Annotated in this window: 24 protein-coding genes; 2 read left to right on the forward strand and 22 right to left on the reverse strand. The window is 59.2% G+C overall.

The features are described 5' to 3' along the window. Positions 1-13: 13 nt before the first annotated feature. The 5 genes from ROR01S_RS02715 to ROR01S_RS02735 form a co-directional block, all read right to left on the reverse strand. Entirely contained in the window at positions 14-1,303 is a 1,290-nt protein-coding gene (locus tag ROR01S_RS02715; RefSeq protein ID WP_015583813.1) for an MFS transporter, read from the reverse strand. Positions 1,304-1,355: 52 nt separating this feature from the next. Next, a complete protein-coding gene (gene rhmD / locus ROR01S_RS02720) occupies positions 1,356-2,561 on the reverse strand; it encodes an L-rhamnonate dehydratase (RefSeq protein ID WP_015583812.1) in 1,206 nt (401 codons plus the stop codon). Between the two features lie 13 nt (positions 2,562-2,574). Further along, positions 2,575-3,357, reverse strand: coding sequence for an IclR family transcriptional regulator (locus ROR01S_RS02725; RefSeq protein ID WP_064359087.1), 783 nt, complete (start codon positions 3,355-3,357; stop codon positions 2,575-2,577). Between the two features lie 204 nt (positions 3,358-3,561). After that, entirely contained in the window at positions 3,562-4,758 is a 1,197-nt protein-coding gene (locus ROR01S_RS02730) for a nicotinamide mononucleotide deamidase-related protein YfaY (RefSeq protein WP_015583810.1), read from the reverse strand. Positions 4,759-4,861: 103 nt separating this feature from the next. Next, a complete protein-coding gene (locus tag ROR01S_RS02735; RefSeq protein ID WP_015583809.1) occupies positions 4,862-5,404 on the reverse strand; it encodes a YfaZ family outer membrane protein in 543 nt (180 codons plus the stop codon). Positions 5,405-5,633: 229 nt separating this feature from the next. On the opposite strand from ROR01S_RS02735, the gene nudI reads away from it, so the two are divergent. Further along, positions 5,634-6,059, forward strand: a complete 426-nt coding sequence (gene nudI, locus ROR01S_RS02740) for a nucleoside triphosphatase NudI (protein ID WP_015583808.1) — start codon at positions 5,634-5,636, stop codon at positions 6,057-6,059. Positions 6,060-6,091: 32 nt separating this feature from the next. Here nudI and menE read toward each other — a convergent pair whose 3' ends face one another. The 7 genes from menE to ROR01S_RS02775 form a co-directional block, all read right to left on the reverse strand. Beyond that, the gene (gene menE / locus ROR01S_RS02745) at positions 6,092-7,468 is read right to left on the reverse strand and encodes an o-succinylbenzoate--CoA ligase (RefSeq protein ID WP_064359088.1); all 1,377 of its coding nucleotides are present in this window, start codon (positions 7,466-7,468) and stop codon (positions 6,092-6,094) included. Beyond that, positions 7,465-8,430, reverse strand: coding sequence for an o-succinylbenzoate synthase (menC, locus tag ROR01S_RS02750; protein ID WP_048756673.1), 966 nt, complete (start codon positions 8,428-8,430; stop codon positions 7,465-7,467). Before menC ends, menE begins: the two co-directional genes overlap by 4 nt. After that, a complete protein-coding gene (gene menB, locus ROR01S_RS02755) occupies positions 8,430-9,287 on the reverse strand; it encodes a 1,4-dihydroxy-2-naphthoyl-CoA synthase (protein WP_032686654.1) in 858 nt (285 codons plus the stop codon). The genes menC and menB overlap by 1 nt, the downstream gene beginning before the upstream one ends. Before the next feature lie 14 nt (positions 9,288-9,301). Beyond that, positions 9,302-10,060 (reverse strand): 2-succinyl-6-hydroxy-2,4-cyclohexadiene-1-carboxylate synthase, encoded by a 759-nt coding sequence (gene menH / locus ROR01S_RS02760; RefSeq protein ID WP_064359089.1) that lies wholly within the window; start codon positions 10,058-10,060, stop codon positions 9,302-9,304. Continuing rightward, the gene (menD, locus tag ROR01S_RS02765) at positions 10,057-11,727 is read right to left on the reverse strand and encodes a 2-succinyl-5-enolpyruvyl-6-hydroxy-3-cyclohexene-1-carboxylic-acid synthase (RefSeq protein WP_064359090.1); all 1,671 of its coding nucleotides are present in this window, start codon (positions 11,725-11,727) and stop codon (positions 10,057-10,059) included. The genes menH and menD overlap by 4 nt, the downstream gene beginning before the upstream one ends. A gap of 76 nt (positions 11,728-11,803) precedes the next feature. Further along, the gene (gene menF, locus ROR01S_RS02770) at positions 11,804-13,099 is read right to left on the reverse strand and encodes an isochorismate synthase MenF (RefSeq protein ID WP_064359091.1); all 1,296 of its coding nucleotides are present in this window, start codon (positions 13,097-13,099) and stop codon (positions 11,804-11,806) included. Between the two features lie 160 nt (positions 13,100-13,259). Further along, positions 13,260-13,721, reverse strand: coding sequence for a GNAT family N-acetyltransferase (locus ROR01S_RS02775; RefSeq protein ID WP_015583801.1), 462 nt, complete (start codon positions 13,719-13,721; stop codon positions 13,260-13,262). A 54-nt stretch (positions 13,722-13,775) separates the two neighbouring features. Between ROR01S_RS02775 and rnz the strand changes: the two genes are divergently transcribed. Continuing rightward, the gene (gene rnz / locus ROR01S_RS02780; protein ID WP_015583800.1) at positions 13,776-14,696 is read left to right on the forward strand and encodes a ribonuclease Z; all 921 of its coding nucleotides are present in this window, start codon (positions 13,776-13,778) and stop codon (positions 14,694-14,696) included. A 109-nt stretch (positions 14,697-14,805) separates the two neighbouring features. Here rnz and nuoN read toward each other — a convergent pair whose 3' ends face one another. The 10 genes from nuoN to nuoE all read right to left on the reverse strand — a co-directional run bounded on the left by nuoN (position 14,806) and on the right by nuoE (position 26,918). Continuing rightward, complete coding sequence (nuoN, locus tag ROR01S_RS02785) at positions 14,806-16,263, reverse strand: NADH-quinone oxidoreductase subunit NuoN (RefSeq protein WP_015583799.1); 1,458 nt, start codon at positions 16,261-16,263, stop codon at positions 14,806-14,808. Positions 16,264-16,269: 6 nt separating this feature from the next. Next, entirely contained in the window at positions 16,270-17,799 is a 1,530-nt protein-coding gene (nuoM, locus tag ROR01S_RS02790) for an NADH-quinone oxidoreductase subunit M (RefSeq protein WP_015583798.1), read from the reverse strand. Between the two features lie 239 nt (positions 17,800-18,038). Continuing rightward, positions 18,039-19,880 (reverse strand): NADH-quinone oxidoreductase subunit L, encoded by a 1,842-nt coding sequence (gene nuoL / locus ROR01S_RS02795; protein WP_064359092.1) that lies wholly within the window; start codon positions 19,878-19,880, stop codon positions 18,039-18,041. After that, positions 19,877-20,179, reverse strand: coding sequence for an NADH-quinone oxidoreductase subunit NuoK (nuoK, locus tag ROR01S_RS02800; RefSeq protein WP_004865088.1), 303 nt, complete (start codon positions 20,177-20,179; stop codon positions 19,877-19,879). The genes nuoL and nuoK overlap by 4 nt, the downstream gene beginning before the upstream one ends. After that, positions 20,176-20,730, reverse strand: coding sequence for an NADH-quinone oxidoreductase subunit J (gene nuoJ / locus ROR01S_RS02805; RefSeq protein ID WP_015583796.1), 555 nt, complete (start codon positions 20,728-20,730; stop codon positions 20,176-20,178). Before nuoJ ends, nuoK begins: the two co-directional genes overlap by 4 nt. Positions 20,731-20,740: 10 nt before the next feature. Further along, complete coding sequence (gene nuoI, locus ROR01S_RS02810) at positions 20,741-21,283, reverse strand: NADH-quinone oxidoreductase subunit NuoI (protein ID WP_004865092.1); 543 nt, start codon at positions 21,281-21,283, stop codon at positions 20,741-20,743. A 14-nt stretch (positions 21,284-21,297) separates the two neighbouring features. Next, on the reverse strand, positions 21,298-22,275 hold the full coding sequence (gene nuoH / locus ROR01S_RS02815; RefSeq protein ID WP_004865093.1) for an NADH-quinone oxidoreductase subunit NuoH: 978 nt from the start codon (positions 22,273-22,275) through the stop codon (positions 21,298-21,300). After that, positions 22,272-24,998 carry an NADH-quinone oxidoreductase subunit NuoG gene (nuoG, locus tag ROR01S_RS02820; protein WP_015583795.1) on the reverse strand — a complete coding sequence of 909 codons (2,727 nt, stop codon included), beginning with the start codon at positions 24,996-24,998 and terminating at the stop codon, positions 22,272-22,274. Before nuoG ends, nuoH begins: the two co-directional genes overlap by 4 nt. Positions 24,999-25,083: 85 nt before the next feature. Continuing rightward, the gene (nuoF, locus tag ROR01S_RS02825; protein WP_032717992.1) at positions 25,084-26,421 is read right to left on the reverse strand and encodes an NADH-quinone oxidoreductase subunit NuoF; all 1,338 of its coding nucleotides are present in this window, start codon (positions 26,419-26,421) and stop codon (positions 25,084-25,086) included. After that, the gene (gene nuoE, locus ROR01S_RS02830; RefSeq protein WP_004104075.1) at positions 26,418-26,918 is read right to left on the reverse strand and encodes an NADH-quinone oxidoreductase subunit NuoE; all 501 of its coding nucleotides are present in this window, start codon (positions 26,916-26,918) and stop codon (positions 26,418-26,420) included. The genes nuoF and nuoE overlap by 4 nt, the downstream gene beginning before the upstream one ends.

The following is a 26,918-nucleotide window of genomic DNA, read 5'->3' on the forward strand; positions in this document are numbered from 1 at the left end:
GTTCTCCCTTACATTAATGCTGTACGCTGCCAGCCTGTGGCACCGTGCGATTCACGCGCAGTGAAAAGATAATAACCACCCCGACAATCGCCACGCAGGCGAGCGTCAACAATCCGGCAGAATTATTGCCGAACATCGTTTCGGCCTGAACCCGAATGATGGGGGCCAGAAACCCACCGATGGCGCCAAACAGGTTGACGAAACCAATACCCGCGGCCAGCGCCGTGCCGGACAATAGCTGCGTCGGCATGGTCCAGAAGACCGGCTGCACGGCAATGACGCCGACGGCGGCGACGCACAGCGCGATAATGGCCAGCACCGGCGACACCAGCCCGGAGACCGCGATGCCAATGGCCGCCGCCAGCAGGGTGAATGCCGCAATATTACGCCGCTCGCCGGTGCGATCGGAGTACCGTGGAATCAGCCAGGTCCCGAACAGCGCCGCCACCCACGGGATGGCGGTCACCACCGAGGCCACGAACCCGACTTTGGTGCCCAGCAGCGCGGCAACCTGGGTCGGCAGAAAGAAAATCAGACCGTAAACCGCCACCTGAATAGTCAGGTAGATAATGGCCAGTTGCCAGACGCGACCGTTGCGCAGCGCATCGGACAACCGCGAGGTGACCTTTTTCTGCTCTTCTCTGGCCAGCTCGCTAATTAACGCCTGCTTTTCGACAGAAGTCAGGAAACGCGCATTTTGCGGCGTATCATCGAGCCAGAAGAAGGTGAAGAATCCCGCGCCGACGGCCAGCAGCCCTTCAATGATAAACATCCAGAACCAGCCGGGATGTCCCATAAAACCGTGCATTTCCAGCAGGGCGCCGGATAGCGGTGAACCGAGGGTCAGCGCCAGCGGCGCGCCCATATAAAACAGCCCCATAATGCTGGCGCGGTTCTGCTGGGGAAACCACTGAGAGGTCAGGTAGATCATCCCCGGGAAGAAGCCCGCTTCGGCGGCGCCAAGCAGAGTGCGCACCAGCAGAAATTTCGCTTCCGTATCCGCCCATGCCATCGCCGCGGAAAGAATGCCCCACAGCAAGGTGGTGCAGCCAATCCATTTTCTGGCGCCGAATTTGCGCATCAGCAGGTTGGCCGGCACCCCGAGAAAGGCATACACCACAAAGAAAATCCCTGCCCCCAGCGCATAGGCTTCGTTGCTGAGACCGGTATCCAGCTGGTAGGTCTCCTTGGCAAAGCCGATATTCGAGCGGTCAAGAAACGCCAGCACATACAACGCCAGCATAAAGGGGATCAAACGGGCGCGGTTTTTCTTCACCACGCTCTCAAGCAAGGTGTTGCTCATCGTAATATCCTCAACATGGGGCCGCACATCAGCGCGGTGCGGCACGACGGGATCAGTGGCTGTAAGGGCGTTTCAGGTTGCAGTCGCGGTTCAGCTCGACGCCGAAGCCCGGTTTATCCAGCACGGTTTTATGAATGCGACCTTTCACAGGTACCGGCTCGTCAACCAGAATCGGATCAAACTGCGGACGCATCGTTGAGCAGTCCGGGCTGGTCATCAGGAACTCGCTGAACGGCGTGTTGGTAAAGGTAATGACCGCATGGTGCGAATAGACCGATGAGCCGTGCGGAACCACCAGCTGGCCGCGCGATTTGGCGATCGCCGCAATCTCCACCAGGGTGGTCAGGCCGCCGCACCAACCCACGTCAGGCTGCATAATATCGATGCCGGTTTCCGACAACGTGCGGAAGGATTGCAGCGTGCCGTGGTGCTCGCCGCTGGTGACCATCATTCCGGCTGGCGCATTGCGTTTAAGCTCGCGATAGCCTTCATACTGCTGCGGCGGCAGGCACTCTTCGATCCACTTGAGGTTATAGGGCGCGCAGGCGTGGGCCAGTTTAGTGGCGTAGTTAACGTCCTGGCTCATCCAGCAATCCAGCATCAGCCAGAAGTCCGGCCCGCATTTTTCACGCATATCGGCCACCATGGCGGCATCTTTGCGGATCCCCGCATCGCCATCGTGCGGCCCCCAGTGGGTCGGCATTTTGCCGCCAATAAAGCCCATCTCTTTCGCCAGGTCCGGACGTGCCCCGGTGGCGTAGAACTGAATTTCATCGCGCACCGCGCCACCCAGCAGTTTGTAAACCGGCAGTCCAACCACTTTGCCAAACAGATCCCACAGCGCCAGGTCGATACAGGAGAGGGTATTCATCACCAGGCCGCCGGAGCCGGAGTAGTACAGGGTGGCGTTGAGCATCTGGTCATGGATCAGTTTGATATCGCTGACGCACTTGCCTTCGATAAAGCGGCTCAGGTGCTTTTCGACGATAAAGCAGCCCATCTCACCGGCGGTCGACACCGCAAAGCCGGTCTGTCCGTTTTCGGCTTCGACTTCCACAATCAGCGTGCCGAGAACGTTGATGCCAAACGACTGACGGGACTGTTCATACTGTGGATATTTGCTCATCGGCGTGGCGATATGATCGTCAATCCAGTGGTTTGCCCCCTGGTCATGATAATCGCCGCCGCCAGCGCCTTTCTCTGCGGTAGCTCCGCCGATAAACCAGGCGCGGACGTGTTTAATTTTCGGTAGGGTCATGATCTTCTCCTTATTATGAGGCCTGTTGTTCGAAGGGGCTCTTCCACCCCAGCAGACGGGAAATATCTTTAGCGCAGGCAATCGCCCTACCGGCGAGGTAATCGCGATTGTCTTCATTGATTTGCAGACGGGTACCCACCACGGAAATGGCGGCGGTCAGCTCGTTGTTGGCGTTAAAAACCGGCGCGGCCACGCAGCGAACGTCGGGATAATCCTCACCGTTATCGAAGCTCCAGCCGCGGGCGCGGATACGCCCCAGCTCATCGCGAAGCTGCTGGGCGCTGGTGATGGTGGTTGGCGTCGCCCGCTCCCACTGCAGCTCGCTGATAATCGACTCCTGAACCCGCTCGGGCTGCCAGGCCAGCAGGCATTTACCAATACCGGAACGATACAGCGACAGGCCCTTACCCTCGTGCGAACGCACGCTGATGGTCGCCGGGGATTCAATCTTCAGAATGTAGTAGGCGTTGCCGCTGTCGATAATGCCCAGGTGGCAGAGTAGACCGCACTGATCCATCAGTTGCGTCAGGCGCGGCCGCGCCAGTTCGCGCAGGTCCATTTTGCTCAGCGCCTGCCCGGCCAGCTCAACCAGCTTGGTCCACAGGCAGTAGTTATCCTGATTATCCATGCTGAGGAAGCGCTGTTTTCTCAGCTCTCCCAGCAGCAGATAGGCGGTACTTTTCGGAATACCCAGTTCGTCAATAATGGTCGCCGCGCTGCAGGGGCCGATACGGGCGATTAAATTGAGAATGTCGATGGCGCGGGTCAGCGCCGGGACTTTGCTTGATTCCAACATGCTGGACTCCAATCCTGAATACTGGAATCAGTGTTGCGGTTGTCCGGGCGGTAAATTGTGAGCGACTTCAAATGACGACGCTATTCCAGCCGGGTGGACATTCGGAGGGAGGAAAATGCGAGATGGCGCACAGAATATTTAAAAGCAAGTACAACAGGTTGGACTCATTGCGCGTCGGGAGAGGTTCCCGACGCAGAGGTTGGTTTAAACCGAGAGCGATTCGACGACGTTAATCCAGCCGTGTTCACCGGCGACCGGCTGACCGTGCAACCAACGGCGCAGCATATTCAGCGCCATCATGGCACAGACTTCCTGACGCACTGCCAGGCTGTAGCGCGTGGCGCTGAATTTAACCCGCAGCGCATGGGTGCCTTCCGGCGTCGAGAGGACGAAATTCAGGTGATCGGCTTCCTGGCCGCTCACCGCCAGCGCCAGACCGGCGAAATGATTGACCCGCCGTTCTGCGGCCCAGCGGGCGGACTGCGCCAGCGACTCCTCCTGGCAAGGGACAATTTCACTTGCCAGCAGCGGCGCATTTGCCCGCGAAAGCTGAAGCGCCAGCAAACCGCCGGTAAACTGTTCACTCAGCGTCAGACTCAGCTGGCGCTCCTGTAAACAACGCGCGATCTGCGCGGGCAGCCCTTCGGTGCCCTCGAAAATCATGCTCTCTCCCGCCACTTTTTTCACTTCCGGCCATATCGCCAGCATCGCTTCGCGCTGCTCCGCCGGCCCGGTGAGCTTCAGCTCAATAATCGGCATTGAAGAGCGGTAGCCCATGACGACGCCCGGCGGCAGCGCCAGCGGATCGAGGCTTTGCGCCAGATCGCTTTCCGAACGGCCAAACGTCGTCAGACGCAGACACAGCGGCGGGGCAGAGAGCGGGAAACGCTCACGCAGGCGGGGTAAAATTTCCTGCTCGACCATGATTTTGAATTCCGACGGAACGCCGGGGGTGAAAAACATCAGACAGCGGTTGAGCTGAACGGCAAAACCGCAGGCCGTCCCCACCGGATTGTTGATCATCTCCGCGCTGGCGGGGATCTCCGCCTGCTTACGGTTACTTGCGGCCATCGGGCGACCGCGCTCGGCAAAGAAACGGGTCATCGTTTCCAGCCACTCTTCGTGCAGAATCAGCCCTTCGCCCTTGGCGGTCGCCGCGGCCAGCGCGCTCAGATCGTCACTGGTTGGCCCCAGGCCACCGTTGACGATCAGCACATCCGCCTGTTCACTGCGCTCACGTAGCACCGTGACCAGAGAGTCAAGGTCATCGCCCACGGTGTTGCGGCGCGTTAGCGGTAATCCCTGATTGAAAAAGAAATCGGCCAGCCACGCGGCATTGGTATCGACGATTTGCCCGTGCAACACTTCATCGCCGGTGGACAGCATTTCCACATTTATCATTATTCACTTCACTCCTTGCCTGCCAGGTGGCAATACTATAGCGCAAGGCGCAGGCGGAGTAGACAGGAATACGGCGCGGGAAACGTTCGCGCCGTTGGGGGGATTAGAAGCTGGCGCTGACGCCGAGATACGGACCGTCTGCAATCGTGCTGTCTTTGTTGCCGTCCTTCCCTTCGAGGTTCAGATAGCGATAACCGGCCTCGATGCTCAGAGGACGCATAATCGTCCAGCTCGCACCGGCGTTAGCTTCCTGATAGCTCTGAATGCCGCTGGAGAGAGAATCCGGGGAATAATAGTATTCGCCGAACAGACGGAAGCTGTCGCCAATTTTCCACTGCAGGCCGCCGCCGACGGCCGCCGCATACCCTTCATCGCCGCTCTTCGGGTTGGTATAAACACCCTTGCCGCCAACCGTCGCGAGGAACGGCCCCAGCGGAATATTCAGACCAAGGCCTAACCCCGCCGCGTCGCCGTCATTGTCGCTGTGCATCCAGTTGCCGGTCACTGCCAGACCAGATGACTCAGTCCCGAAACCGACGCCAAGGTTGGTGTAGTGCTCGCCAGCCTGCCCGGTTACGCTGATTGCATGGGCCGCCGTAGAGACGAACATCATGCCGGCAAGACCTAATAAAATGCTCTTTTTCATTTTTACTCTATCCAGAAAACAAGAATCAAAAAAGTCCCAAAAACCGCAGAATTGTACTGCCGAACGCTGAGGAATCAATGCACTAAAACGACCTTTACTCTCGTGATTGTAACCAGTTGCTACGGATAATGTCGGCTAAATACGGACAATGCAGCTTGCGGTTTAGCGAGACGGCTCGCAAACTGGTGCTCCAACATCTTTTCCCTACCGTTTAGTCAAGGAGATCACCATGCGCCAAAGGACCATCGTCTGCCCGCTGATTCAGAATGAGGGACACTATTTGCTCTGCAAAATGGCTGACGATCGCGGCGTTTTTCCCGGACAGTGGGCGCTTTCCGGTGGCGGCGTTGAACCGGGCGAACGCATTGAAGAGGCGCTACGCCGGGAAGTTGCTGAGGAGCTTGGCGAGGCGCTGCAGCTGACGCAGATTACGCCGTGGACCTTCAGCGATGATATTCGGGTCAAAACCTATGCTGACGGCCGTCAGGAAGAGATTTATATGATTTACCTGATTTTTGATTGCCTTAGCGCCAACCGCGAAATCACCCTCAACGACGAGTTTCAGGCGTATGCCTGGGTGAAACCGGAAGATTTGCCCCGCTACGATCTGAATGTGGCGACCCGCAAAACATTAACCCTGAAAGGCCTGCTCTGAGCGCCCCGGCACCGTGCCGAGGCCAACCCAGGTTAACTGGTCTGGCTGCCTGGCAACGCATTAACCCAGTCACGTAATGCCCGGCGGGAGATTTTAATCCCGCCGGTTTTCAGCGACTCAGGTAACGTCAACCAGCGTACCGGCTGCTGAAAACGTGCCAGCTTATCCTGTGCCCAGGCCGCCAGCGCGGCGACATCGCACTGCGCATCGCACTCCACCACCGCCACCGGACGCTGGCCAAACTCCGCATCGTCTAACGGCACGATAAACGCCTGCTGAATCTGCGGATGAGCCAGGAGTACTCTTTCCACCTCTTCAGGCTGAATCCCTTCCCCTCCGCTGAAAAAGAGGTTATCCATCCGCCCAAGCAGAGTCAGTTTGCCCTCCCTGATCTCGCCGCGATCGCGCGTGGCAAACCAGCCCTGTTCGTTGACCAGCGGCTGCACCCCGCCTTCGCGCCAGTAGCCAGCGGCCATGCTATCGGCCCGCAGCCAGACTTCGCCGGCAACAATTTTCAGCGCGCGCCCCGGCAGCGGCTGGCCGACGTCCGGCGCGCCATCCGCCTCTTTACCACAAACCGTCGAGGCGAACTCCGTCAGGCCATAGCCACACCAGCAGCGAATGCCCCGGGCGCGCGCCTGTTCGGTCAGCGCGACGGGAATCGCCGCGCCGCCCAGCAGCACCGCCTTCAACGACACATCAGCCTCGCTATTGAGCAATCGCCAGAGCTGAGTGGGCACCAGCGAGGCATGCGTACAGCCTCGCAGCGCCTGTTCCAGCGGTTGTTTTTCTCCTACCGTCAGGCGAGCCCCCGCCAGCAGCCAACGCCAGAGAATGCCCTGGCCGGAAACATGAAACAGCGGCAGCGACAGCAGCCAGTCGTCATCCGACGCCAGCGGAATCATCGCCAGCACGCCTTCAGCGCTGGCAAGATGCGCCCGACAGCTGTGCACGGCGGCCTTCGGCAGCCCCGTAGAACCGGAGGTGAGCGTCATCGACGCCAGACGTTCTTCGCGCCAGGGCAACGTCGAATCCCCCGCCGCCCGTTGCAGCGTCAGCGGCGTAAAGTCGAGGGCGAGCGGATCGCCGTTCAGCACCAGCGCATAACGCAGATCGAGGGAGGGTAACAATGCCGCCAGCAGCGAAGGCGGTAGCTGAGGATTCAGAGGAAGCACCCGGGCGCCGCACTGAAGCAGCGCCAGCCATGCCAGCAATGCCGACGGCTGGTTATAGGCCCGCAGCAGCACGCCCTCCCCTTCGTTGACCCCTTGAGCGCGGAATCCCGCGGCCAGCGCGTTAACCTCAGCGCACAGCTGCCGCCAGCTCAGGACAACGTCGTTCAGACGTACCGCCGGCGCATCGCCACGCAGCCGGCACCAGTGGCGCCATGGCCAGTCGCTAAAGGTCACAGCAGCGGCTCCAGCTCATCACGACTCAGGCAGGGTAACGGGCTGTCAGGCCAGGGGCGAATCAGCTGCGCGCGCATCAATGCCAGCGTATCCAGGCCGGGAAGGGTCTGCGGCGTCAGCCAGGCGGCAATCCGCGCCAGCTGCGTCAGTCCAAGGCTTGATTCGATCGATGAGCTGATCACCGCCGTCAGCCCCAGCGCATGAGCCGTGGCAACCTGCTCCCGCACTTTACGCAGGCTACCGGTGAGCGTCGGCTTGATCACCAGCGCACGCAAACCCGGCTCTGCCTGAAAACGAAAATCCGCCTCACGCAGGCTTTCATCCCAGGCAATCGCGATGCCGGTTTCCCGGGCAAAAGCCCGTGAGTCGTCGCGGGTTTTACACGGTTCTTCAAGGAAGGCAATACGGTCGCGGTACTGCGGGTGGACATATTTCGCAAACTGCTGCGCTTTGAGCGGCGTCCAGGCGCGGTTGGCGTCCAGACGTAGCTGCAGATCGGGAATCGCTTCCAGCAGCAGGTTAACCACCATGCCGTCACGCACCGCTTCATACAGCCCGATCTTGACCTTCGCGACCTTTTCACCGGGCAGTGCCGCCAGCCTGGCAAACAGTTCGTCCGGGTCGCCGGTGCACAGCGGCACCGCGCGATACTCCGCCTCCAGCGGCAGTTCATCGTTCAGCTCCGCCAGCGCACAGCTGACGCCGAAGGCCACGGAAGGCAGAGACGGCTCGGGCGGGTTCTCGCCTTGCCGCCAGGCAAGCGACCACGCCACCAGCGCGGACTGCGCCTCCTCCAGCGTTTCCACGCTAAAGCCCGGCAGAGGCGCAATTTCACCCCATCCCTGACGTTCACCGTCCTGTAGGTGGATGAACAGCCCATCGCGAGTTTTTAACCGCCGTTCACGCAGTACCACGCCCGCGTCCATCGGTACCTGCCAGCGGTAAACCTGCGCCTGACGCATTATGGATTCCGTTTAAATTTGCTGAAGTCCGGCTGACGTTTCTGGTTGAACGCGTTACGCCCTTCCTGCCCCTCTTCGGTCATGTAGAACAGCATGGTGGCGTTCCCCGCCAGCTCCTGCAGCCCCGCCTGACCATCGCAATCGGCATTCAGCGCCGCCTTCAGGCAGCGCAGCGCCATCGGACTGTTTTGCAGCATTTCGCGACACCAGCGTACGGTCTCTTTTTCCAGATCCGCCAGCGGGACGACGGTGTTGACCAGCCCCATGTCCAGCGCCTGCTGCGCATCGTACTGACGGCACAGGAACCAGATTTCGCGCGCTTTTTTCTGGCCGACGATCCGCGCCATGTAGGATGCGCCCCAGCCGCCGTCAAATGAGCCGACTTTCGGACCGGTCTGACCGAAGATGGCATTTTCTGCGGCAATCGTCAGATCGCACATCATATGCAGAACGTGACCGCCGCCGATGGAATATCCCGCCACCATCGCCACAATCGGCTTCGGACAGGTGCGGATCTGGCGCTGAAAATCGAGCACGTTCAGGTGGTGAACGCCGGAATCATCCTGGTAGCCGCCGTAATCGCCGCGGACCTTCTGGTCGCCGCCGGCGCAGAATGCTTTGTCGCCTTCGCCGGTGAGGATAATGACGCCGATATTATCGTCATATCGGGCATCGGACAGCGCCTGAATCATCTCTTTCACGGTCAGCGGGCGGAACGCATTGCGCACCTGCGGACGGTTAATGGTGATTTTAGCAATCCCGTCCGTCGACTTCTGGTAACGAATGTCGGTATAGCCTTCGGAGCAATCGTGCCATTCCACAGGGGCGTAGAGCATTGCTTCATCAAGAGAGATCATAGAATGTCCTTTGGTTAACTCGCTAAAAACTGGGCCAGACATGACACCACCGCCGCGGGATTTTCCCGATGCGCGTTATGCCCGGCATGATGAATAATATGTGTCGTGGCGGCGACGTCGCGCGCAATGGCGCGAAACTTCGCATCGCGCTCGCCGCAAAGATAATGAAAAGGGTAGCGCCGGGCGCGGAGCTGCGCACGCAGGTCGGGCTGTACGGCGAGGGAAGTTGCCTCCAGCATCGCAGCAAGACTGGTGCCGCAGTTGTGGCTGCGCAGCGCCACAAGCGCTTCCCGCTGCGCCGTACTTAAGCCGGCGAAAACCGGCTGCTGGTACCAGTCGGCAAAAACCTGCGCCAGCGGCTCGCGACGAAAACGCTCCGCCCAGGCGGCATCGCTACAAGCACGCTGGCAGCGTTGGTGCGCATCCTGGAGACCGGGATGGCCGCCCTCTACGACCAGCCCGCACAGCCCGCGCCGCGGCTGGCTGGCAAAAAACATCGCAATACGCCCGCCCAGCGAATAGCCAATCAGCCAGTAGTCCCGAACATGATAGTGCGCCAGCGTTTTCTCCAGCCGCAGGCTAACCTCGGCGAAACCACCAACCCTGACCTCGCGCGAACCACCGTGACCCGGCAGATCGATATACAGCTGCGGATAAGCGCTGAACGCGGCGCCTACCGTTTGCCACTCCCGGCTGTCGCCGGAAAAACCGTGTAAAAAGACCAGCCAGGGATAGCCCGACTGCCCCTTTTCGCACCGGGCGTGCAGACTCATAACCGGCTGACCTGCGCCAGCAGCTGTTGCAGAGTATGGGTGCCTTCCGTCTCATTCACCACCAGCTCAATCAGCGTGGCGCCAGGAAGACGCCAGGCCCCGACCAGCGCCGCTTCCAGAGCCTCCCAGGTGCCCGGGCGGTGATAATGAAGACCAAACATCGCCGCCGCATGGCCGAAATTGACATCCTGCGGCATCAGATAAAACTGGCGCCGTTGATCCTGCGGCGTCGGCAGCAAAGAGAAGATCTGCCCGCCGTTGTTGTTGACCACGATCAGCACCAGCGGCGCAGAGGCCTGACGCAGCAACGCCAGCGAGTTCAGATCGTAGAGCGCGGAGAGATCGCCGACGATCGCCAGCGTCGGGCGGGCGCTGGCGCGCTGAACCCCTGCCGCCGTCGCCAGCAGACCATCAATACCGCTGGCGCCGCGGTTGCTATAAACCGGGTATCCCGCCGGAAGCTGCGCCAGGGCATCAATCAACCGAACCACCAGGCTGTTACCGACAAACAGCTGCCCCTGATCCGGAAGATAGCGGTGGATTCGGTGAGCCAGCTGGGCTTCGCCAAATGCCTCGCTGCGGTCGGCCGCCGCCTGCCAGGCCTGCCGCGACAGCACAGGGATCGTCGTCGCCCACGGCTGGCGGCTTTCCGCCGGATGCAGATCCAGCCACTGTCCCACCGGGCAGACCAGCCGACGACCGCGGTGATGAGCCGGGTCGAGGCGGCCGGGGAGATTATCCACGACCCAGTACTCTTCCGGTTCACAGGTGGCCTGCCACTGCAGTACGCGTTTACCGGTGAGGCTGCTGCCCAGCTGCACAACGATTTGCGCCTGCTGCAGTTCGCTCACCGCTTTGCCGTTCGCCAGCCACAGGTCGGCGCACGGCAGCGGCTGCCCGGTCTGGGAAAGGACGTCACCAATCAGCGGCCAGCCGAGCGTTTTTGCCCACTCGGCGACTTTTTTACCTTCGGCGGCGCTCATGCGGCCCGCGACGACCACGCCCCGCTTTTGCCGCCAGAAAAACCAGTCGCGCTGCTTTTCGCTTTCCAGGTGCAGGGACTGACGCAGCCAGGGTTTATCGCTTTGCCACCACGCGCCGAGCTGCTGCTGCCACTCCACGCCGGTGTCATCCATCTCGCCGTACAGCGGCTCGGCGAACGGACAGTTAATATGGATACCGCCGGAATGCAGGGCGCCCAGCGCCTGGTCAATCGTCGACACCAGCCAGCGCGCGGGCACATCCTGCGACGGACGCGGCAACGACAGCGTCTGCGAGGGATGAGAAGCAAACATGCCCGGCTGGCGGATCGCCTGGTTCGCACCGCAGTCAATCAGCTCCGGGGGACGATCGGCGGTAAGCAGTATCAGCTTTTCACCGGTCAGCCCCGCCTCAATTAAGGCCGGATAGAGGTTAGCCGTCGCCGTTCCGGACGTGACAATCACCGCCACCGGCTGCCGGCTGGCTTTTGCCAGCCCCAGCGCCAGATGGCCAAGACCGCGTTCATCGAAATGGGTATGGGGAATAAACGCGCGGTTTTCCGCCGCTGCCAGCGTAAGAGGTGTCGAGCGCGAACCCGGCGCAATGCAAATATGCTGCACGCCGTGGCGAGTTAATGCTTCGAGGATCACCGCCGCCCAGCGTCGGTTAAATGCGCTTACTGACATGAAATTGTCCGGTATCAAATATTGAGGCTAAGTATAGGTAATACAAAGCAATGGAGTATTGATATGCATCGTTTATCTACGTTTTTGTCAATAACAAGGAACGCAGCCCCGCCGCCTTATTTTCTATCTCCTGCCACTCCTGCTCAGGATCGGAGCCGCTGACAATCCCGGCTCCGGCATACAGCCTGAGCGTGGCGTTTTCGACTTGCGCCGAACGCAGGGCCACGCAGAATTCGCTTTGCGCCAGCGACAGGTAGCCAGCGGAGCCGGCGTACCATTCCCGGGTAAAAGGTTCATGGCGGGTAATAAATGCCAGCGCCGCCCGGCGCGGTAATCCGGCGACCGCGGCGGTCGGCTGCAGCTGATGCAGGCAGCGGGTATCGTCAGGCTGAGAGAGTTCAGCCCAGATGCAGCGGCGCAGATGCTGCACTTTACGCAGCCGCACCACCTGCGGCGGCAGGACATCCAGCGAACGGACCTCATCCTGCATACGCTGGCAGATATCCTCCACCACCAGCATATTCTCGCGCTGATTTTTATCATCTTTCATCAGCCAGTCGGCCAACAATTGCGCCTGGCGATCGTCAGGATGGCTGGCAGCGGTCCCGGCCAGCGCTTCGGTGCGCAGCAGCGTCCCGCGCCGGCGCCAAAGCCGCTCCGGCGTTGAACCAAAGAATGTCCGCTGCGCGTTAAAGGCCATCATGAAATGAAAACAGCGGTGATTACTGCGCCGGCTGGCGGCCACGATGGCCAGCGGATCCGGCGGCGCCGCAAACTGAACATCCGTGGCCCGCGCCAGCACCACTTTATCCATCTCCCCTGCGGCAATCGCCTGAGTTGCCTGTTCAATCAGCGCATGCCATTGCGGATAGTCCGGGGAGTGTTGTTCGCTGAGCACCGGCGGCAGAGCGGCGGGCTGCGCCTGATCAGGCGTTAGCGCCTGGAGAAACGCCCGGGCCGCAATGGCATCTTCGCGCAGTGACGTCTCGCTATTCAGCAGCAGACGCAGAGTGGCTTTTCCCCCGACCCGACGCCACTCCAGCCGCGGCAGAAAGAGCCTCCCTTCCTGCGGATTAAACGCATTCAGGCCACAAATACGTAAATCAGCCAACCCCTGACGCTGCAAGAAGTCGTGAGCCCCGGCCAAAGACGGGAAGGTTTTAACCGCGCCGAGCGCGGCAAGCTCTTCATCGCCATTGCGCTGCAGCCAGTAAAACTGTGGCCACTGCGCTTGATGACCGCACCACAGAAGAGGGTCAAAAGCGTCATGAAGAGGGAAAGGAATATCGAAAATTCGCGTACCGGACGACGGCGGGATATCGTCAGACAGGCAGTCACGTAAGCGTTCCAGCGCAGTGGAAACAGACAGCACGCAAACCTCCAGAGAATAAAAACCACAGATTATACGGGGTACTGGCGTGAAATTGCAGTACCCATAATGAGGGAGCGGACTTTCCGCAGGTGGCCGCCGCCAGCCAGAGCAGGCTGAGGGAAAAAAGTATTGATCCTTGACGCGGTTACGCTAACGGCGCTTAACCGGTGACCGCCTCGCGGGCCATACCGATATGCGCAATCCCGTCCTCATCGTAAATGTCGGTCACCGGCTGAAAACCGAAGCTGGCGTAAAAACGCTGCAGATGCGCCTGGGCGCCGAGATAAATGGCCTTGTGCGGCCAGTGACGACGACAGCTGGCCAGCGCTCGCTCCATCAGCTGATAACCCAGCTTTTCGCCGCGCACCGCCGGGCTGACAATGACCCGTCCAATCACCACCGGCTCAATATCATCGTCGCTTTTCAAAATACGCGCGTAGGCCACCAGTTCATCCCCTCGCCAGCCGAGCAGATGGCGGTTTTCACCGATCAGGTCATCACCGTCAACATCCTGATAGGGGCAGGTTTGTTCGACGACAAATACCGCGCAACGCAGCTGTAGCAAAGCGTACAGCTGCGGGACGGTCAGCTCTGCGTGGTGAAGATCCTGCCATGTAATCATTGACTGCTCCTGTATACTTGAGTTTTTTCACCCACGCCCTGAGGACACTGGACGATGGAATTGACATTTTTGGGGACATCCGCAGGCGTGCCGACCCGTACACGTAATATGACGTCTATCGTGCTGAATTTGCAACAGCCGACGGCAGCGGAGATGTGGTTGTTCGACTGCGGAGAAGGTACCCAGCATCAGTTTTTACATACCCCGTACCACCCAGGAAAACTGAATAAGATTTTTATTACTCACCTCCACGGCGATCATCTGTTCGGCCTTCCCGGCCTGCTGTGCAGCCGCTCCATGCAGGGCAACTCGCTGCCGCTGACGCTGTACGGCCCGACGGGACTCAGGGAGTTTGTTGAAACCGCGCTGCGCTTAAGCGGCTCATGGACCGATTATCCGCTCACCATAGTGGAAGTGGGGCCCGGCCTGGTCTTTGATGAAGGGGGCTATCGGGTCAGCGCTTATCCGCTGAATCATCCGGTTGAATGCTACGGCTATCGTATCGAAGAGCATGCCCGCCCCGGCACTCTCGATGCTGCGCGACTGGTTGCCGACGGCGTCCGCCCGGGTCCGCTGTTTCAACGTCTGAAACAGGGGGAGACGGTGGAGCTGGAAGACGGGCGGAAGATCGATGGTCGGCACTATCTCGGCCCGGCGACGCCCGGCAAAACGCTGGCGATTTTTGGCGATACCGCCCCCTGCGAGACGGCGCTTGAGCTGGCGCGCGGCGTTGACCTGATGGTTCATGAAACGACGCTGGAGCAGGCGATGGCGGAAAAAGCCAATAGCCGCGGTCATTCGTCGAGTCAGCAGGCAGCGGCGCTGGCCCGCGATGCCGGCGTCAGCATGTTTATCGCGACCCATTTTAGTTCGCGCTATGACGCTGAAGGCTGTCTGCGCCTGCTGGCGGAGTGTCGGGACGTTTTTCCCCGGACGCTGCTGGCCGAAGACTTTATGGTGTACAGCCTGAGCTAGTCGATCTGGAGGGGAGAAAACAGCGAAAGGCGGCAAAAAAAATGCCTGCCCGTATCACAACGGGCAGGCAGAGTTACAGGACCGGTAGTGTTAACCCCGGCCCTGGCGATTACATCAGCGGTGTTGCCAGCTGCACAATGCTAATCAGCGGCTGCGGCCACACGCCAAGCACGAGGACCAGCAGCGCGGAGATCAGCACCACGATACCGCCGGCGCTGTACTGCCAGTTCGACGGCGCATCGCGATTCAGTTTATCCGGCGCGCTCAGGTACAGACTCACCGCCACGCGCAGGTAGTAGTACAGACCAATCGCCGAACCGATCACCACGGCGGCAACCAGCCACCACAAGTGCGCATGTACACCGACGGCCAGCACGTAGAATTTACCGATAAAGCCCAGCGTCATCGGGATACCCGCCAGCGACAGCATCATCACCGTCATGACCGCCGACAGAATCGGACGATGCCAGAACAGGCCGCGATAGGAGTACAGCGAGTCGGCATCCGGACCACGGTATGGGCTGGACATCAGGCTCACTACGCCGAACGCGCCGAGGCTGCTGAACAGATAGCCGGCCAGATAGACACCCACGGCTTCCATCGACATTTCACCGCTCTGCAGGGCAATCAGCGCCACCAGCAGATAGCCAAGATGCGAGATGGAGGAGTAGCCGAGCAGACGTTTAATATTGGTCTGGCTCAGCGCCATCAGGTTACCGAAGATGATAGAGGCAAAGGCAATCAGGCCCAGCACCACGCGTACCGCTTCGCTGTTGCCCACCGGCATGTACAGGAACAGACGCATCACCACGCCGAAGATAGCAATCTTGCTGGCGGTTGCCAGGAAGGTTGATACCGGCGCCGGCGCGCCCTGGTAAACGTCCGGCGTCCACAGGTGGAACGGAACCAGAGACAGCTTAAAGCCGAGGCCGACGATCATCAGGCCCAGACCCGCCAGCAGCAGCGGTTCGTGCAGGGTGTTATCAGCCAGGCTTTTACCCAGCGCCAGGAAGGACAGGTTGCCCGAGTTCGCATAGACCAGCGCCATACCGAACAGCAGGAATGAAGAGGCTGCGGCAGACAAAATGGTGTATTTAATACTCGCTTCCAGCGAACGCTTCTGGCGGAAGGCATAACCGATAAGGCCGAACAGCGGCAGCGAAATCAATTCGATACCGAGGAACAGCGCCGCCAGATGGTTGGCGCCCGCCAGCAGAATGCCACCCAGCGCGGCGATAAGCACCAGCAGGTAGAACTCTTCTTTGTTGTCCTTGTATCCCTCAAGCCACGGGTACGCGAAGGTACAGGTGGCCAGGCTTGCCAGCAGCACCAGCCCGGTATAGAGCATGGCGTAGCCGTCAACGCGAATCAGCGGCGTCACGTCCATCGCGCCGTTCTGACCCACGAACCAGAGTGAGATCAGCGCAGCGTTCAGACCAAGAACCGACAGCGTGGCATTAAGGAAATGATTGCGTCGCCACGCAATGGAGAGCATCACAACCACCACCGTCAAGCCGACGATCAGCAGCGGTAGCAGTGCGATCAGTTGTTGTGGAGTTATTGTCATGGCGAATTACGGCCTTGTAGTAGAAACGGAATTAACAAACCACTGCTGAATGTTGCTCATCGCAGCGTGTGAGGTGTCCAGAATCGGCTGAGGGAAGAAGCCCAGCAGCACCAGCAGAACCACCAACAGCAGAACAATCGACAGTTCACGCAGAGACATTCCCCGCATCTCCTGCGCCGCGATCTCGCTCTTCGCTTTACCGAAGTACGCGCGATGCAGCATTGAGAGCGAGTAGACGGAAGCGAAGACCAGTCCAAAGGTGGAGATCACGGTAATCACCGGCACCACTTTGTAGCTGCCGAACAAAATCATGAATTCGCCGACGAAGTTACCGGTACCCGGCATCCCCAGCGTTGCCACGGCGAAGAACATCGACAGCGCCGGCAGCCACTTAATTTTGCTCCACAGACCGCCCATCAGACGCATATCGCGGGTGTGCAGGCGTTCATACAGCTGGCCGCACAGAATGAACAGGCCCGCCGCGGACAGACCGTGGGCAATCATCTGAATCACCGCCCCCTGGTACGCCAGCTGGCTGCCGGTGTAGATAGCAATCAGCACGAAGCCCATGTGGGAAACGGAGGTGTAAGCAATCAGGCGTTTGATATCGTACTGGCAGAAAGCCATCCACGCGCCGTAGAAGATACCGATAACGCCCAGCCACATGGCGATGGGAGCAAACTCGGCGGAGGCATTCGGGAACAGCGGCAGCGCAAAACGCAGCAGACCGTAGGCCGCCGTTTTCAGCAAAATACCGGCGAGGTCAACGGAACCAGCGGTCGGTGCCTGAGAGTGGGCATCCGGCAGCCAGCCGTGCAGCGGAACCACCGGCATTTTCACCGCAAAGGCGATGAAGAAGCCGAGCATCAGCATGTATTCGACGCCATGGGACATCGGGGTTTTCAGCAGGTCTTCATAGTTGAAGGTCCACACGCCGGTCGCGTTAAAGTGAACGAAGGCCAGCGCCAGGATGGCAATCAGCATCACCAGGCCGCTCGCCTGGGTATAGATGAAGAACTTGGTTGCCGCCGTGATACGCGTTTTACCGTCGGAAGCCTTATGGCCCCACAGCGCGATCAGGAAGTACATCGGCACCAGCATCATTTCCCAGAAGAAGAAGAACAGGAACATGTCGATGGCAAGGAACACGCCGATAACGCCGCCCAGGATCCACATCAGGTTGAGGTGGAAGAAGCCCTGGTATTTTTCGATTTCGCGCCACGAACAGAGCACGGCCAGCACGCCGAGCAGACCGGTCAGCACCACCATCAGCAGCGACAGACCGTCGATAGCCAGATGAATGCTAATACCGAAGCGTGGGATCCACGGCATCACGAATTCTGACTGCCACTGCGGAATACCCGCGGATTGCGTCAGCGAATAACCGCCCTGTAGCCACAGCTGCAGGGAGAGCACCAGCGTCAGTCCCATGGTAATCAGCGCAATCCAGCGCGGCATCTTCACGCCAAAGCGTTCAGTCTGCCAGCACAGAAACCCGCCGATAAAGGGGATGAGTATTAACCAGGGTAATAACATAGCTGAGTATGTCCCTTATATTTACTCCTGCTCAGGCTATCTCGCTCGTCAGCCCGAATTCCGCCAGTGCTCGCACTCCTCACGTACTTTAGTACGCTGCGGTTGCTCTGCGCTGGCGGTCTCCGGTCTGACTTCGCCGATGACGCCTGTACCTCAGGAACAGATTTTCAACGAATTCTAAAATTCTTTTAGGGTTTGTCGGCCGGATAAGCAGGCAATCGCTCACCCAGCCAACAAACTCAACGCAATACCATCAGCAACGCCAGCACGACAACCGCGCCGATGCTCATTGACGCCACATACCAGCGTAGATAACCGTTCTCGCTTAGCAGCAGGCCTTTACCTGCAAAGCGGGAGAGGATGGCCGGAATGTTCATCATGGCGTTCAGCGGATCGCTCTTCAGCAGCCAGGCGATGCCGAGGAATGGTTTCACGAACACTTTGTCGTACAACCAGTCGAAGCCCCATGCGTTGTACCACCAGGTACCCAGCAGACGGCCCGGCGCGCTGTTGGCGACAGAGGTCACCAGCGTGCGTTTACCCAGCCACAGCCAGGCGGCGATCAGAATACCGGCAATGGCGATAATCCCGGAGGCAATCTCCAGCGTCATCACACGGCCGTGCTCAAGTTCGGTTGTCTGCGGCAGTACGCCCTGCAGCGGCGGAACAATCAGCGCGCCAACGAAGGTCGACAGAATCAGCAGCACAATCAGCGGCAGGTGGTGGGTAATCCCCTTCCCTGCGTGCGCATGGATTTGCTCTTTGCCGTGGAAGACGATGAAGATCATCCGGAAGGTGTAGAGCGAGGTCATAAATGCGCCGACCAGACCCGCAACCATCAGGTTGATATGACCATTCGCCATCGCGCCGGCGAGGATTTCGTCCTTACTGAAGAAGCCTGCGGTGATGAGCGGCAGTGCGGACAGCGCCGCGCCCCCCACCAGGAAGCAGACATACACCAGCGGAATCGACTTACGCAGGCCGCCCATTTTGAAGATGTTCTGCTCGTGGTGGCAGGCCAGAATGACCGAGCCGGACGAGAGGAACAGCAGCGCTTTAAAGAACGCGTGGGTCATCAGGTGGAAAATCGCCGCATCCCATGCCTGGACGCCCAGCGCCAGGAACATGTAGCCAATCTGGCTCATAGTGGAGTAAGCGAGTACGCGTTTGATGTCCGTCTGAACCAGCGCGGCAAAGCCTGCCAGCACCAGCGTCACCGCTCCGACGATACCGACCAGATGGAGAATTTCCGGGGTCATCAGGAACAGGCCATGGGTTCGGGCAATCAGGTAAACGCCCGCGGTAACCATGGTGGCGGCGTGGATCAGGGCAGAAACCGGCGTCGGGCCGGCCATGGCGTCCGCAAGCCAGGTCTGCAACGGCAGCTGTGCCGATTTACCGACCGCACCGCCCAGCAGCATCAGGGTTGCCCACCACAACATATTGTTGCCGGCTTCAAAGTGCGCAGGCGCCAGTTCGACCATTTCGCGGAAGTTCAGGGTGCCCAGCTCGTTGTAGAGAATGAACAGTGCGAACGCGAGGAAGACGTCACCGACACGGGTCACCACGAAGGCTTTCATTGCGGCGGCACCGTTCTTCGGATCGGTATAGTAGAAACCGATCAGCAGATAGGAGCACAGGCCCACGCCTTCCCAGCCGAGGTACATCAGCAGCAGGTTATCGGCCAGTACCAGCACCACCATGCTCGCGATAAACAGGTTGGTGTAGGCGAAAAAGCGGGAGTATCCCTCTTCCCCGCGCATATACCAGGAGGCGAACATGTGGATCAGGAAGCCAACGCCGGTCACCACGGAAAGCATGGTCAGCGAGAGACCGTCCAGCACCAGGTTAAAACCGATGTTGAAATCACCCACCGACATCCAGGTCCACAGCGGTGCGCTGACCGCCTGTTTGCCGTTAGCGAAGAAGTCGACGCCGACAAACGCGGTCACCAGCGCCGCCAGGCCGACTGACCCCATTCCCACGGTGGCGGAGAGGTTTTCCGACCAGCGGCCACGGGAGAATGACAGCAGAACAAAGCCAATCAATGGCAGAAGAATGGTTAAGGCAAGCATGTTCATCCACGCAACTCACTTACTGAATCGATGTTCAGGTTCTGGCGGCGACGATGGAGCTGCAGCAACAGCGCCAGGCCGATACTCGCTTCCGCAGCCGCAAGGCTGATGGCGAGGATATACATTATCTGACCGTCGGTCTGACCCCAGTAGCTGCCTGCCACCACGAAAGCCAGCGCCGCGGCGTTGATCATGATTTCCAGGCTAATCAGCATAAACAGCAGATTGCGGCGGATAACCAGACCCGTCAGGCCGAGCACAAACAGGATCGCGGCGAGGATCAGCCCATGTGTTAAGGGAATCATGCGTGTTCCTCCGTTTTTCTTTTGTCGCTATCGCCCTGACGGTTGCTCAGCACTTCACCGGCGCGCTCTTCGCGGCCAATGTGGAAGGCAACAACCAGACCGGCCAGCAGCAGCATGGAGGCCAGCTCCACCGCCAGTACATACGGCCCAAACAGCGTAATACCGACCTCTTTCGCGCTTATCGCGTTGCCTTCAATGCCCTGATCGTTAAGACCGAGGATGGCATACACGATAACCACCAACAGTACCGCGGACAGGATAGCCGGGCCAATCCAGATCCCCGGCTGCAGCCACTTGCGCTCCTGCTCGATTTCGCTGCCGCCCAGGTTGAGCATCATCACCACGAAGACGAACAGCACCATGATGGCCCCGGCGTAGACGATGATTTCCAGCGCCCCGGCGAAGTAGGCGCCCAGCGAGAAGAACACCCCAGCAATCGCCAACAGCGAAATAATCAGGTACAGCAGCGCATGCACCGGATTGGTGTGGGTGATCACCCGCAGGGTTGCGAGGATGGCGATGAGGCCACAGATATAAAAAGCGAATTCCATTGCCCTCTCCTTACGGTAACAGGCTCTTGACGTCGATAGGCTTAGCTTCGTTCTCTGCTTCGCCCTTATCTTTGCCGTCGATTGCCATACCCGCCATCCGGTAGAAGTTATATTCCGGGTATTTGCCCGGACCGGAAATCAGCAGATCCTCTTTTTCGTACACCAGATCCTGACGCTTGTATTCGCCCAGTTCGAAGTCCGGGGTCAACTGAATCGCCGTGGTCGGGCACGCTTCTTCACACAAACCGCAGAAAATGCAGCGTGAGAAGTTGATACGGAAAAACTCCGGGTACCAGCGGCCATCTTTGGTCTCTGCTTTTTGCAAAGAGATACAGCCTACCGGACACGCTACCGCACACAGGTTACAGGCAACGCAGCGCTCCTCACCGTCCGGGTCGCGCGTCAGCACGATACGGCCACGGTAGCGCGGCGGCAGATATACCGGTTCTTCCGGATACATCTGGGTCTCACGTTTGGCGAAGGCATGCATCCCGATCATCCAGATACTGCGGACCTGGGTGCCAAACCCCACCAATAATTCTTTTAAGGTCATGGTCAATTCACCCCTTATTGCGCCTGCCAGAGAATGACAGCCGCCGTTACCAACAAGTTGATCAGCGTTAACGGCAGGCATACCTTCCAGCCAAAGGACATTACCTGGTCATAGCGCGGACGCGGTAATGATGCGCGGATCAAAATGAACATCATCATGAAGAACGCGGTTTTCAGCGCGAACCAGATGAACGGAGGTAACCATGGGCCATTCCAGCCGCCGAAGAACAGCGTGACGATCAGCGCTGAAACGGTGACAATCCCGATGTATTCACCGACAAAGAACAGACCGAACTTCATGCCGGAATATTCGATGTGGTAACCATCGGCCAGTTCCTGCTCGGCTTCCGGCTGGTCAAACGGGTGACGGTGACAAACCGCAACGCCGGCGATCGCGAAAGTCACGAAGCCGAAGAACTGCGGAATCACGTTCCACAGATGCGCCTGGTTATTGACGATATCGCTCATGTTGAACGACCCCGCCTGTGCCACCACGCCCATCAGCGACAGACCGAGGAACACTTCGTAGCTCAGGGTCTGCGCGGAGGCGCGCATTGCGCCCAGCAGCGAGTATTTGTTGTTACTCGACCAGCCGGCGAACAGCACGGCGTAAACCGCCAGACCGGCCATCATCAGGAAGAACAGGATGCCGATGTTCAGGTCGGCGACCACCCACGTCGGGCTGACCGGCACGATAGCAAAAGCCAGCAGCAGAGAGGTAAAGGCGATAACCGGCGCCAGAGTAAAGATCACGCGGTCCGTAAAGCGCGGAACCCAGTCCTCTTTAAAGAACATCTTGATCATGTCGGCGACGAGCTGCAGCGAGCCGCCCCAGCCCACACGGTTAGGTCCGTAGCGGTTCTGGAACAGCCCCAGCAGACGACGTTCGCCAAAGCTCATGAACGCGCCGCAGGTCACCACCACCAGCAGAATCACCACTGCCTTAAGGATGCTTAACAGAATGTCGATGAGATCCGGTGTTAACCAACTCATGCTTTCGCCTCCTGCAGAGTGTCAATACGTGCTCCGGTCAGTACCGGCGCAATACCCGGCATGCCCATCGGTAAACCCACCTGCCCTGCCGTCAGACCCGCAGAAATCACCAGCGGGAGGCTGAGCGTCTGACCATCAACGCGGAACGAAATCATCGCCCCCTCATTGACGCCCAGCTTCGCAGCATCGGCCGGGTTCAGCTTGATGTACGGCTGCGGCATGCGGCTCTGGAAGACCGGAGAACGCTGCGACAGTTCATCGCTGCCGAACAGATGGTAGTACGGCGCGATACGCCACTGACCTTCTTCAGCCTGGAAGCCTGCCGGCACCGCGGTAAAGTACTCAAGACCGCTGGCGGAAGCTTCGATCAGACGTACGCCCGGATCGCCATGGCGCAGTTTGCCACCCACTTCATCCTGGAACTTGTTCCACGCTTGCGGGGAGTTCCAGCCTGGAGCCCAGGCGAACGGGATTTGCGAACGCGGTGCAGACGGCTGGTTGTTCCCTTCCATCGAGAAGGCAAACATGGTGTCTTTATCCTGCGGCTGGCGGGGTTCATGCACGCTGATATTGGCGCGCATCGCCGTACGACCGCTATAACGATGCGGTTCACGAGCCAGTTTCTGCCCGCGAATGCGGAAGGTCGCATCCGGCGCGGCATCTTTAATACCCGCCAGCTGCGGCAGCTTAGCAATGGCGGCATCAATCACATGATCCAGCTGCGTCCAGTCAACCTGACGGTTGTCGACGGTGCTGTGTAGCGAGTGCAGCCAGCGCCAGCTTTCCAGCATCACGGTATTCGCATCGTAGTAGGACGGGTCGTAGACCTGGAAGAAACGCTGCGCGCGCCCTTCGTTATTGACCACGGTTCCGTCGCTTTCGGCGAAGCTCGCCGCAGAAAGCACGAGGTGCGCTTTGTCCATAATGGCGGTGCGCTGATGGTCAACGACCATCACCAGCGGCGCTTTGGCCAGCGCGGCGTCAACGCGCGCGGCAGAAGCATGGCGATGCAGATCGTTTTCCAGCACCACAACCGCATCGGCAGCGCCGGTTTCCAGCTCGCTCAGCGCCTCTTCCAGAGAGCCGCCGCCAATCATGCCAAGGCCAACGCTGTTCACTGCCCGGGCGACCATGGTGACGCCGACGTCAATACCGCGGCCTTTCAGCGCTTTCGCGACGTTAGCCGCTGCCTGGATGATTTCAATGCTGCCGGCGTTAGTCCCGGAGACAATCAGCGGTTTCTTCGCCCCGGCCAGCGCCTGGACGATCACGTCAATTTTGCCTTTCAGATCGCTGCTCAGTCCGTCCACCGCCGGGGCGGTTTCATCCAGCGCATGAGCAATCGCAAAGCCCAGACGCGCCTGATCTTCGACCGGCGCGCGATAGGTCCACGCGGCGATATCGTCAAGACGGGTGTCATCGATATTGGTGACAAACAGCGGATGCTTCGCGCGCTGACCGATGTTGAGGATCGCGGCGATCTGCCAGTCGGCGACTTTCTGCGCCGCGGCCATTTCACGCGCTTTTCCTTTCACCGCCTGGCGCACGGCCAGGGCAACGCGGGCGCCGGTCTGGGTAATATCTTCCCCGAGTACCAGAACCGCATCGTAGGATTCAATGTCGCGCAGCGTCGGGGTATGAATACCGCCGTCACGCAGCACGGTCAGCATCATCTGCAGACGTTCCTGCTCAGCCTTCGCAATGCCGGTATAGAAGTTCTCCGCGCCCACCAGCTCACGCAACGCAAAGTTGCTTTCAATGCTGGCGCGCGGTGAGCCGATACCAATCACTTTTTTCGACTGACGCAGAATATCCGCCGCGCCCTGCATGGCCTGCTCGGCGTTAAGGGTAATCAGATCGTCGCCACGGCGCTGAACCGGCTGACGCGGGCGGTCTTTCAGGTTCACATAGCCATAGCCAAAACGGCCGCGGTCGCAGAGGAAGTAGCGGTTAACGGTACCGTTGTAACGGTTTTCGATACGGCGCAGTTCGCCATAGCGCTCGCCCGGGCTGATGTTACAGCCGATGGAACACTGCTGGCAGATGCTGGGTGCAAACTGCATATCCCATTTACGGTTATAGCGCTCGGAGTGCGTTTTATCGGTGAATACGCCGGTCGGGCAGACCTCAACCAGGTTGCCGGAAAATTCGCTTTCCAGCACGCCATCTTCCGGACGACCGAAGTAGACGTTGTCATGCGCACCGTAAACGCCCAGGTCGGTACCGTCAGCGTAATCTTTGTAGTAACGCACGCAGCGATAGCAGGCGATGCAGCGGTTCATTTCATGAGAGATGAACGGCCCCAGGTCCTGGTTACGGTGGGTACGCTTGGTGAAACGGTAGCGACGGAAGCTGTGACCGGTCATGACGGTCATATCCTGCAGGTGGCAGTTGCCCCCTTCTTCACAGACCGGGCAGTCGTGCGGGTGGTTGGTCATCAGCCACTCCACTACGCTCTCGCGGAACTGCTTCGCTTCGCCGTCGTCGATAGAGATAAAGGTGCCGTCGGATGCCGGTGTCATACAGGACATCACCAGGCGACCACGCGTGTCTTCCGCGTTTTGATATTGCTTCACCGCACACTGGCGGCAAGCACCGACGCTCCCAAGCGCCGGATGCCAGCAAAAGTATGGAATATCAAGACCAAGAGAGAGACAAGCCTCTAACAGGTTGTCCGCTCCGTTGACCTCGTATTCTTTGCCGTCTACATGAATCGTAGCCATTAGCATGCTTCCAAATTAAAAAATCGTTACCACTTTGTCGTTCAGGCCGCCGCGTTGGCGCAGGCTGAACGAGCTTGTGGAGACATTACCAGCGCGTCTTAAGCAGGTTCGGCTGAATCCCGTTGATAGCATGGGTATTACTAAACTGCTGCTTAATGCCTGCTTCGAATTCGTCGCGGAAATATTTAATGGCGCTCTGCAGCGGTTCTACCGCACCTGGCGCATGCGCACAGAAGGTTTTGCCCGGACCAAGGAACCGACACAGTTGCTCAAGTGTCTCGATATCTCCCGGCTGGCCTTCACCGCGCTCCAGAGCGCGCAGAATTTTCACGCTCCACGGCAGACCGTCGCGGCACGGCGTACACCAGCCGCAGGATTCGCGGGCAAAGAACTCTTCCAGATTGCGCACCAGCGACACCATACCAATCTCATGGTCAACGGCCATCGCCAGCGCGGTACCCAGACGGCTCCCCGCTTTACCAATACTTTCGAACTCCATCGGCAGGTCAAGATGCGCTTCGGTCAGGAAGTCGGTGCCCGCGCCGCCCGGCTGCCAGGCCTTAAACTTCAGGCCATCACGCATGCCGCCGGCATAATCTTCCAGAATTTCGCGCGCGGTGGTGCCGAACGGCAGTTCCCAGACGCCCGGATTTTTCACCCGGCCAGAGAAGCCCATCAGCTTGGTACCGGCATCTTTGCTGGTTGAAATGTTCTGATACCACTCAACGCCGTTGGCCAGAATCGCCGGGACGTTACACAGGGTTTCAACGTTGTTCACGCAGGTCGGTTTACCCCACACGCCGGAGCTCGCCGGGAACGGCGGCTTGGAACGCGGGTTGGCGCGACGACCTTCGAGGGAGTTAATCAACGCGGTTTCTTCGCCGCAGATATAACGCCCTGCTCCGGTGTGCACGAACAGTTCGAAATCGAAACCGGTGCCGAGAATGTTTTTGCCCAGCAGACCGGCTTCGGTCGCTTCGGCAATCGCGCGGCGTAAATGGACCGCCGCTTCAATATACTCGCCGCGCAGGAAGATGTAGCCGCGGTACGCTTTCAGCGCAAACGCGGAGATCAGCATGCCTTCCACCAGCAGGTGCGGCAGCTGCTCCATCAGCAGACGGTCTTTATAGGTGCCCGGCTCCATCTCATCGGCGTTACACAGCAGGTAACGGATGTTCATGGATTCGTCTTTCGGCATCAGGCTCCACTTCAGACCGGTGGAAAAGCCCGCGCCGCCGCGTCCTTTCAGACCGGCGTCTTTCACCTGATTGACGATCTCATCCGGCGCCAGGCCCAGCAGCGCTTTACGCGCGCCGGCATAGCCGTTTTTGCTCTGATACTCATCCAGCCATACCGGCTGTTTGTCATCACGCAGACGCCAGGTTAAAGGATGCGTTTCGGGAGTGCGGATCACTGTCTTCATTTATACCGCTCCAACAGGTCAGGAATCGCCTCCGGCGTCAGATAACTATGAGTATCCTCATCAATCATCATCGTCGGTCCCTTGTCGCAGTTGCCCAGGCAGCAGGTCGGCAGCAGAGTAAAGCGGCCATCAAAGGTGGTTTGACCCGGTTTGATGTCGAGCTTTTTCTCGATAGCTGACTGAATGCCCTGGAAGCCAGTGATATGGCAAACCACGCTATCGCAATAGCGGATCACGTGACGGCCAACCGGCTGGCGGAAGATCTGGCTGTAGAAAGTGGCGACCCCTTCCACATCGCTTGCCGGGATACCCAGTACGTCAGCGATCGCGTAGATCGCGCCATCCGGCACCCAGCCGCGCTGTTTCTGAACGATCTTCAGCGCTTCGATGGACGCCGCACGCGGGTCTTCGTAGTGGTGCTTCTCGTGCTCAATGGCCTCACGCTCTGCCGCACTCAGCTCAAAAGCCTCGGTTTGTGGTTGTTGATTCTCGTGCAT

Origin of the sequence: Klebsiella ornithinolytica NBRC 105727 = ATCC 31898, assembly GCF_001598295.1 — a bacterium.
Taxonomy (GTDB): domain Bacteria; phylum Pseudomonadota; class Gammaproteobacteria; order Enterobacterales; family Enterobacteriaceae; genus Klebsiella; species Klebsiella ornithinolytica.

Bases quoted from the DNA above. Each gene is read 5' to 3' on its own strand.
- ROR01S_RS02730 (WP_015583810.1), bottom strand. From the start codon at position 4,758: ATGATAAATGTGGAAATGCTGTCCACCGGCGATGAAGTGTTGCACGGG.
- nuoG (WP_015583795.1), bottom strand. From the start codon at position 24,998: ATGGCTACGATTCATGTAGACGGCAAAGAATACGAGGTCAACGGAGCG.
- nuoM (WP_015583798.1), bottom strand. From the start codon at position 17,799: ATGTTATTACCCTGGTTAATACTCATCCCCTTTATCGGCGGGTTTCTG.
- ROR01S_RS02775 (WP_015583801.1), bottom strand. From the start codon at position 13,721: ATGATTACATGGCAGGATCTTCACCACGCAGAGCTGACCGTCCCGCAG.
- rnz (WP_015583800.1), top strand. From the start codon at position 13,776: ATGGAATTGACATTTTTGGGGACATCCGCAGGCGTGCCGACCCGTACA.
- nuoL (WP_064359092.1), bottom strand. From the start codon at position 19,880: ATGAACATGCTTGCCTTAACCATTCTTCTGCCATTGATTGGCTTTGTT.
- nuoF (WP_032717992.1), bottom strand. From the start codon at position 26,421: ATGAAGACAGTGATCCGCACTCCCGAAACGCATCCTTTAACCTGGCGT.
- menH (WP_064359089.1), bottom strand. From the start codon at position 10,060: ATGAGTCTGCACGCCCGGTGCGAAAAGGGGCAGTCGGGCTATCCCTGG.
- nuoN (WP_015583799.1), bottom strand. From the start codon at position 16,263: ATGACAATAACTCCACAACAACTGATCGCACTGCTACCGCTGCTGATC.
- ROR01S_RS02725 (WP_064359087.1), bottom strand. From the start codon at position 3,357: ATGTTGGAATCAAGCAAAGTCCCGGCGCTGACCCGCGCCATCGACATT.
- menC (WP_048756673.1), bottom strand. From the start codon at position 8,430: ATGCGTCAGGCGCAGGTTTACCGCTGGCAGGTACCGATGGACGCGGGC.
- menD (WP_064359090.1), bottom strand. From the start codon at position 11,727: ATGTCAGTAAGCGCATTTAACCGACGCTGGGCGGCGGTGATCCTCGAA.
- ROR01S_RS02735 (WP_015583809.1), bottom strand. From the start codon at position 5,404: ATGAAAAAGAGCATTTTATTAGGTCTTGCCGGCATGATGTTCGTCTCT.
- ROR01S_RS02715 (WP_015583813.1), bottom strand. From the start codon at position 1,303: ATGAGCAACACCTTGCTTGAGAGCGTGGTGAAGAAAAACCGCGCCCGT.
- nuoK (WP_004865088.1), bottom strand. From the start codon at position 20,179: ATGATTCCCTTAACACATGGGCTGATCCTCGCCGCGATCCTGTTTGTG.
- nuoJ (WP_015583796.1), bottom strand. From the start codon at position 20,730: ATGGAATTCGCTTTTTATATCTGTGGCCTCATCGCCATCCTCGCAACC.
- nuoH (WP_004865093.1), bottom strand. From the start codon at position 22,275: ATGAGTTGGTTAACACCGGATCTCATCGACATTCTGTTAAGCATCCTT.
- menB (WP_032686654.1), bottom strand. From the start codon at position 9,287: ATGATCTCTCTTGATGAAGCAATGCTCTACGCCCCTGTGGAATGGCAC.
- nuoI (WP_004865092.1), bottom strand. From the start codon at position 21,283: ATGACCTTAAAAGAATTATTGGTGGGGTTTGGCACCCAGGTCCGCAGT.
- nuoE (WP_004104075.1), bottom strand. From the start codon at position 26,918: ATGCACGAGAATCAACAACCACAAACCGAGGCTTTTGAGCTGAGTGCG.
- nudI (WP_015583808.1), top strand. From the start codon at position 5,634: ATGCGCCAAAGGACCATCGTCTGCCCGCTGATTCAGAATGAGGGACAC.
- rhmD (WP_015583812.1), bottom strand. From the start codon at position 2,561: ATGACCCTACCGAAAATTAAACACGTCCGCGCCTGGTTTATCGGCGGA.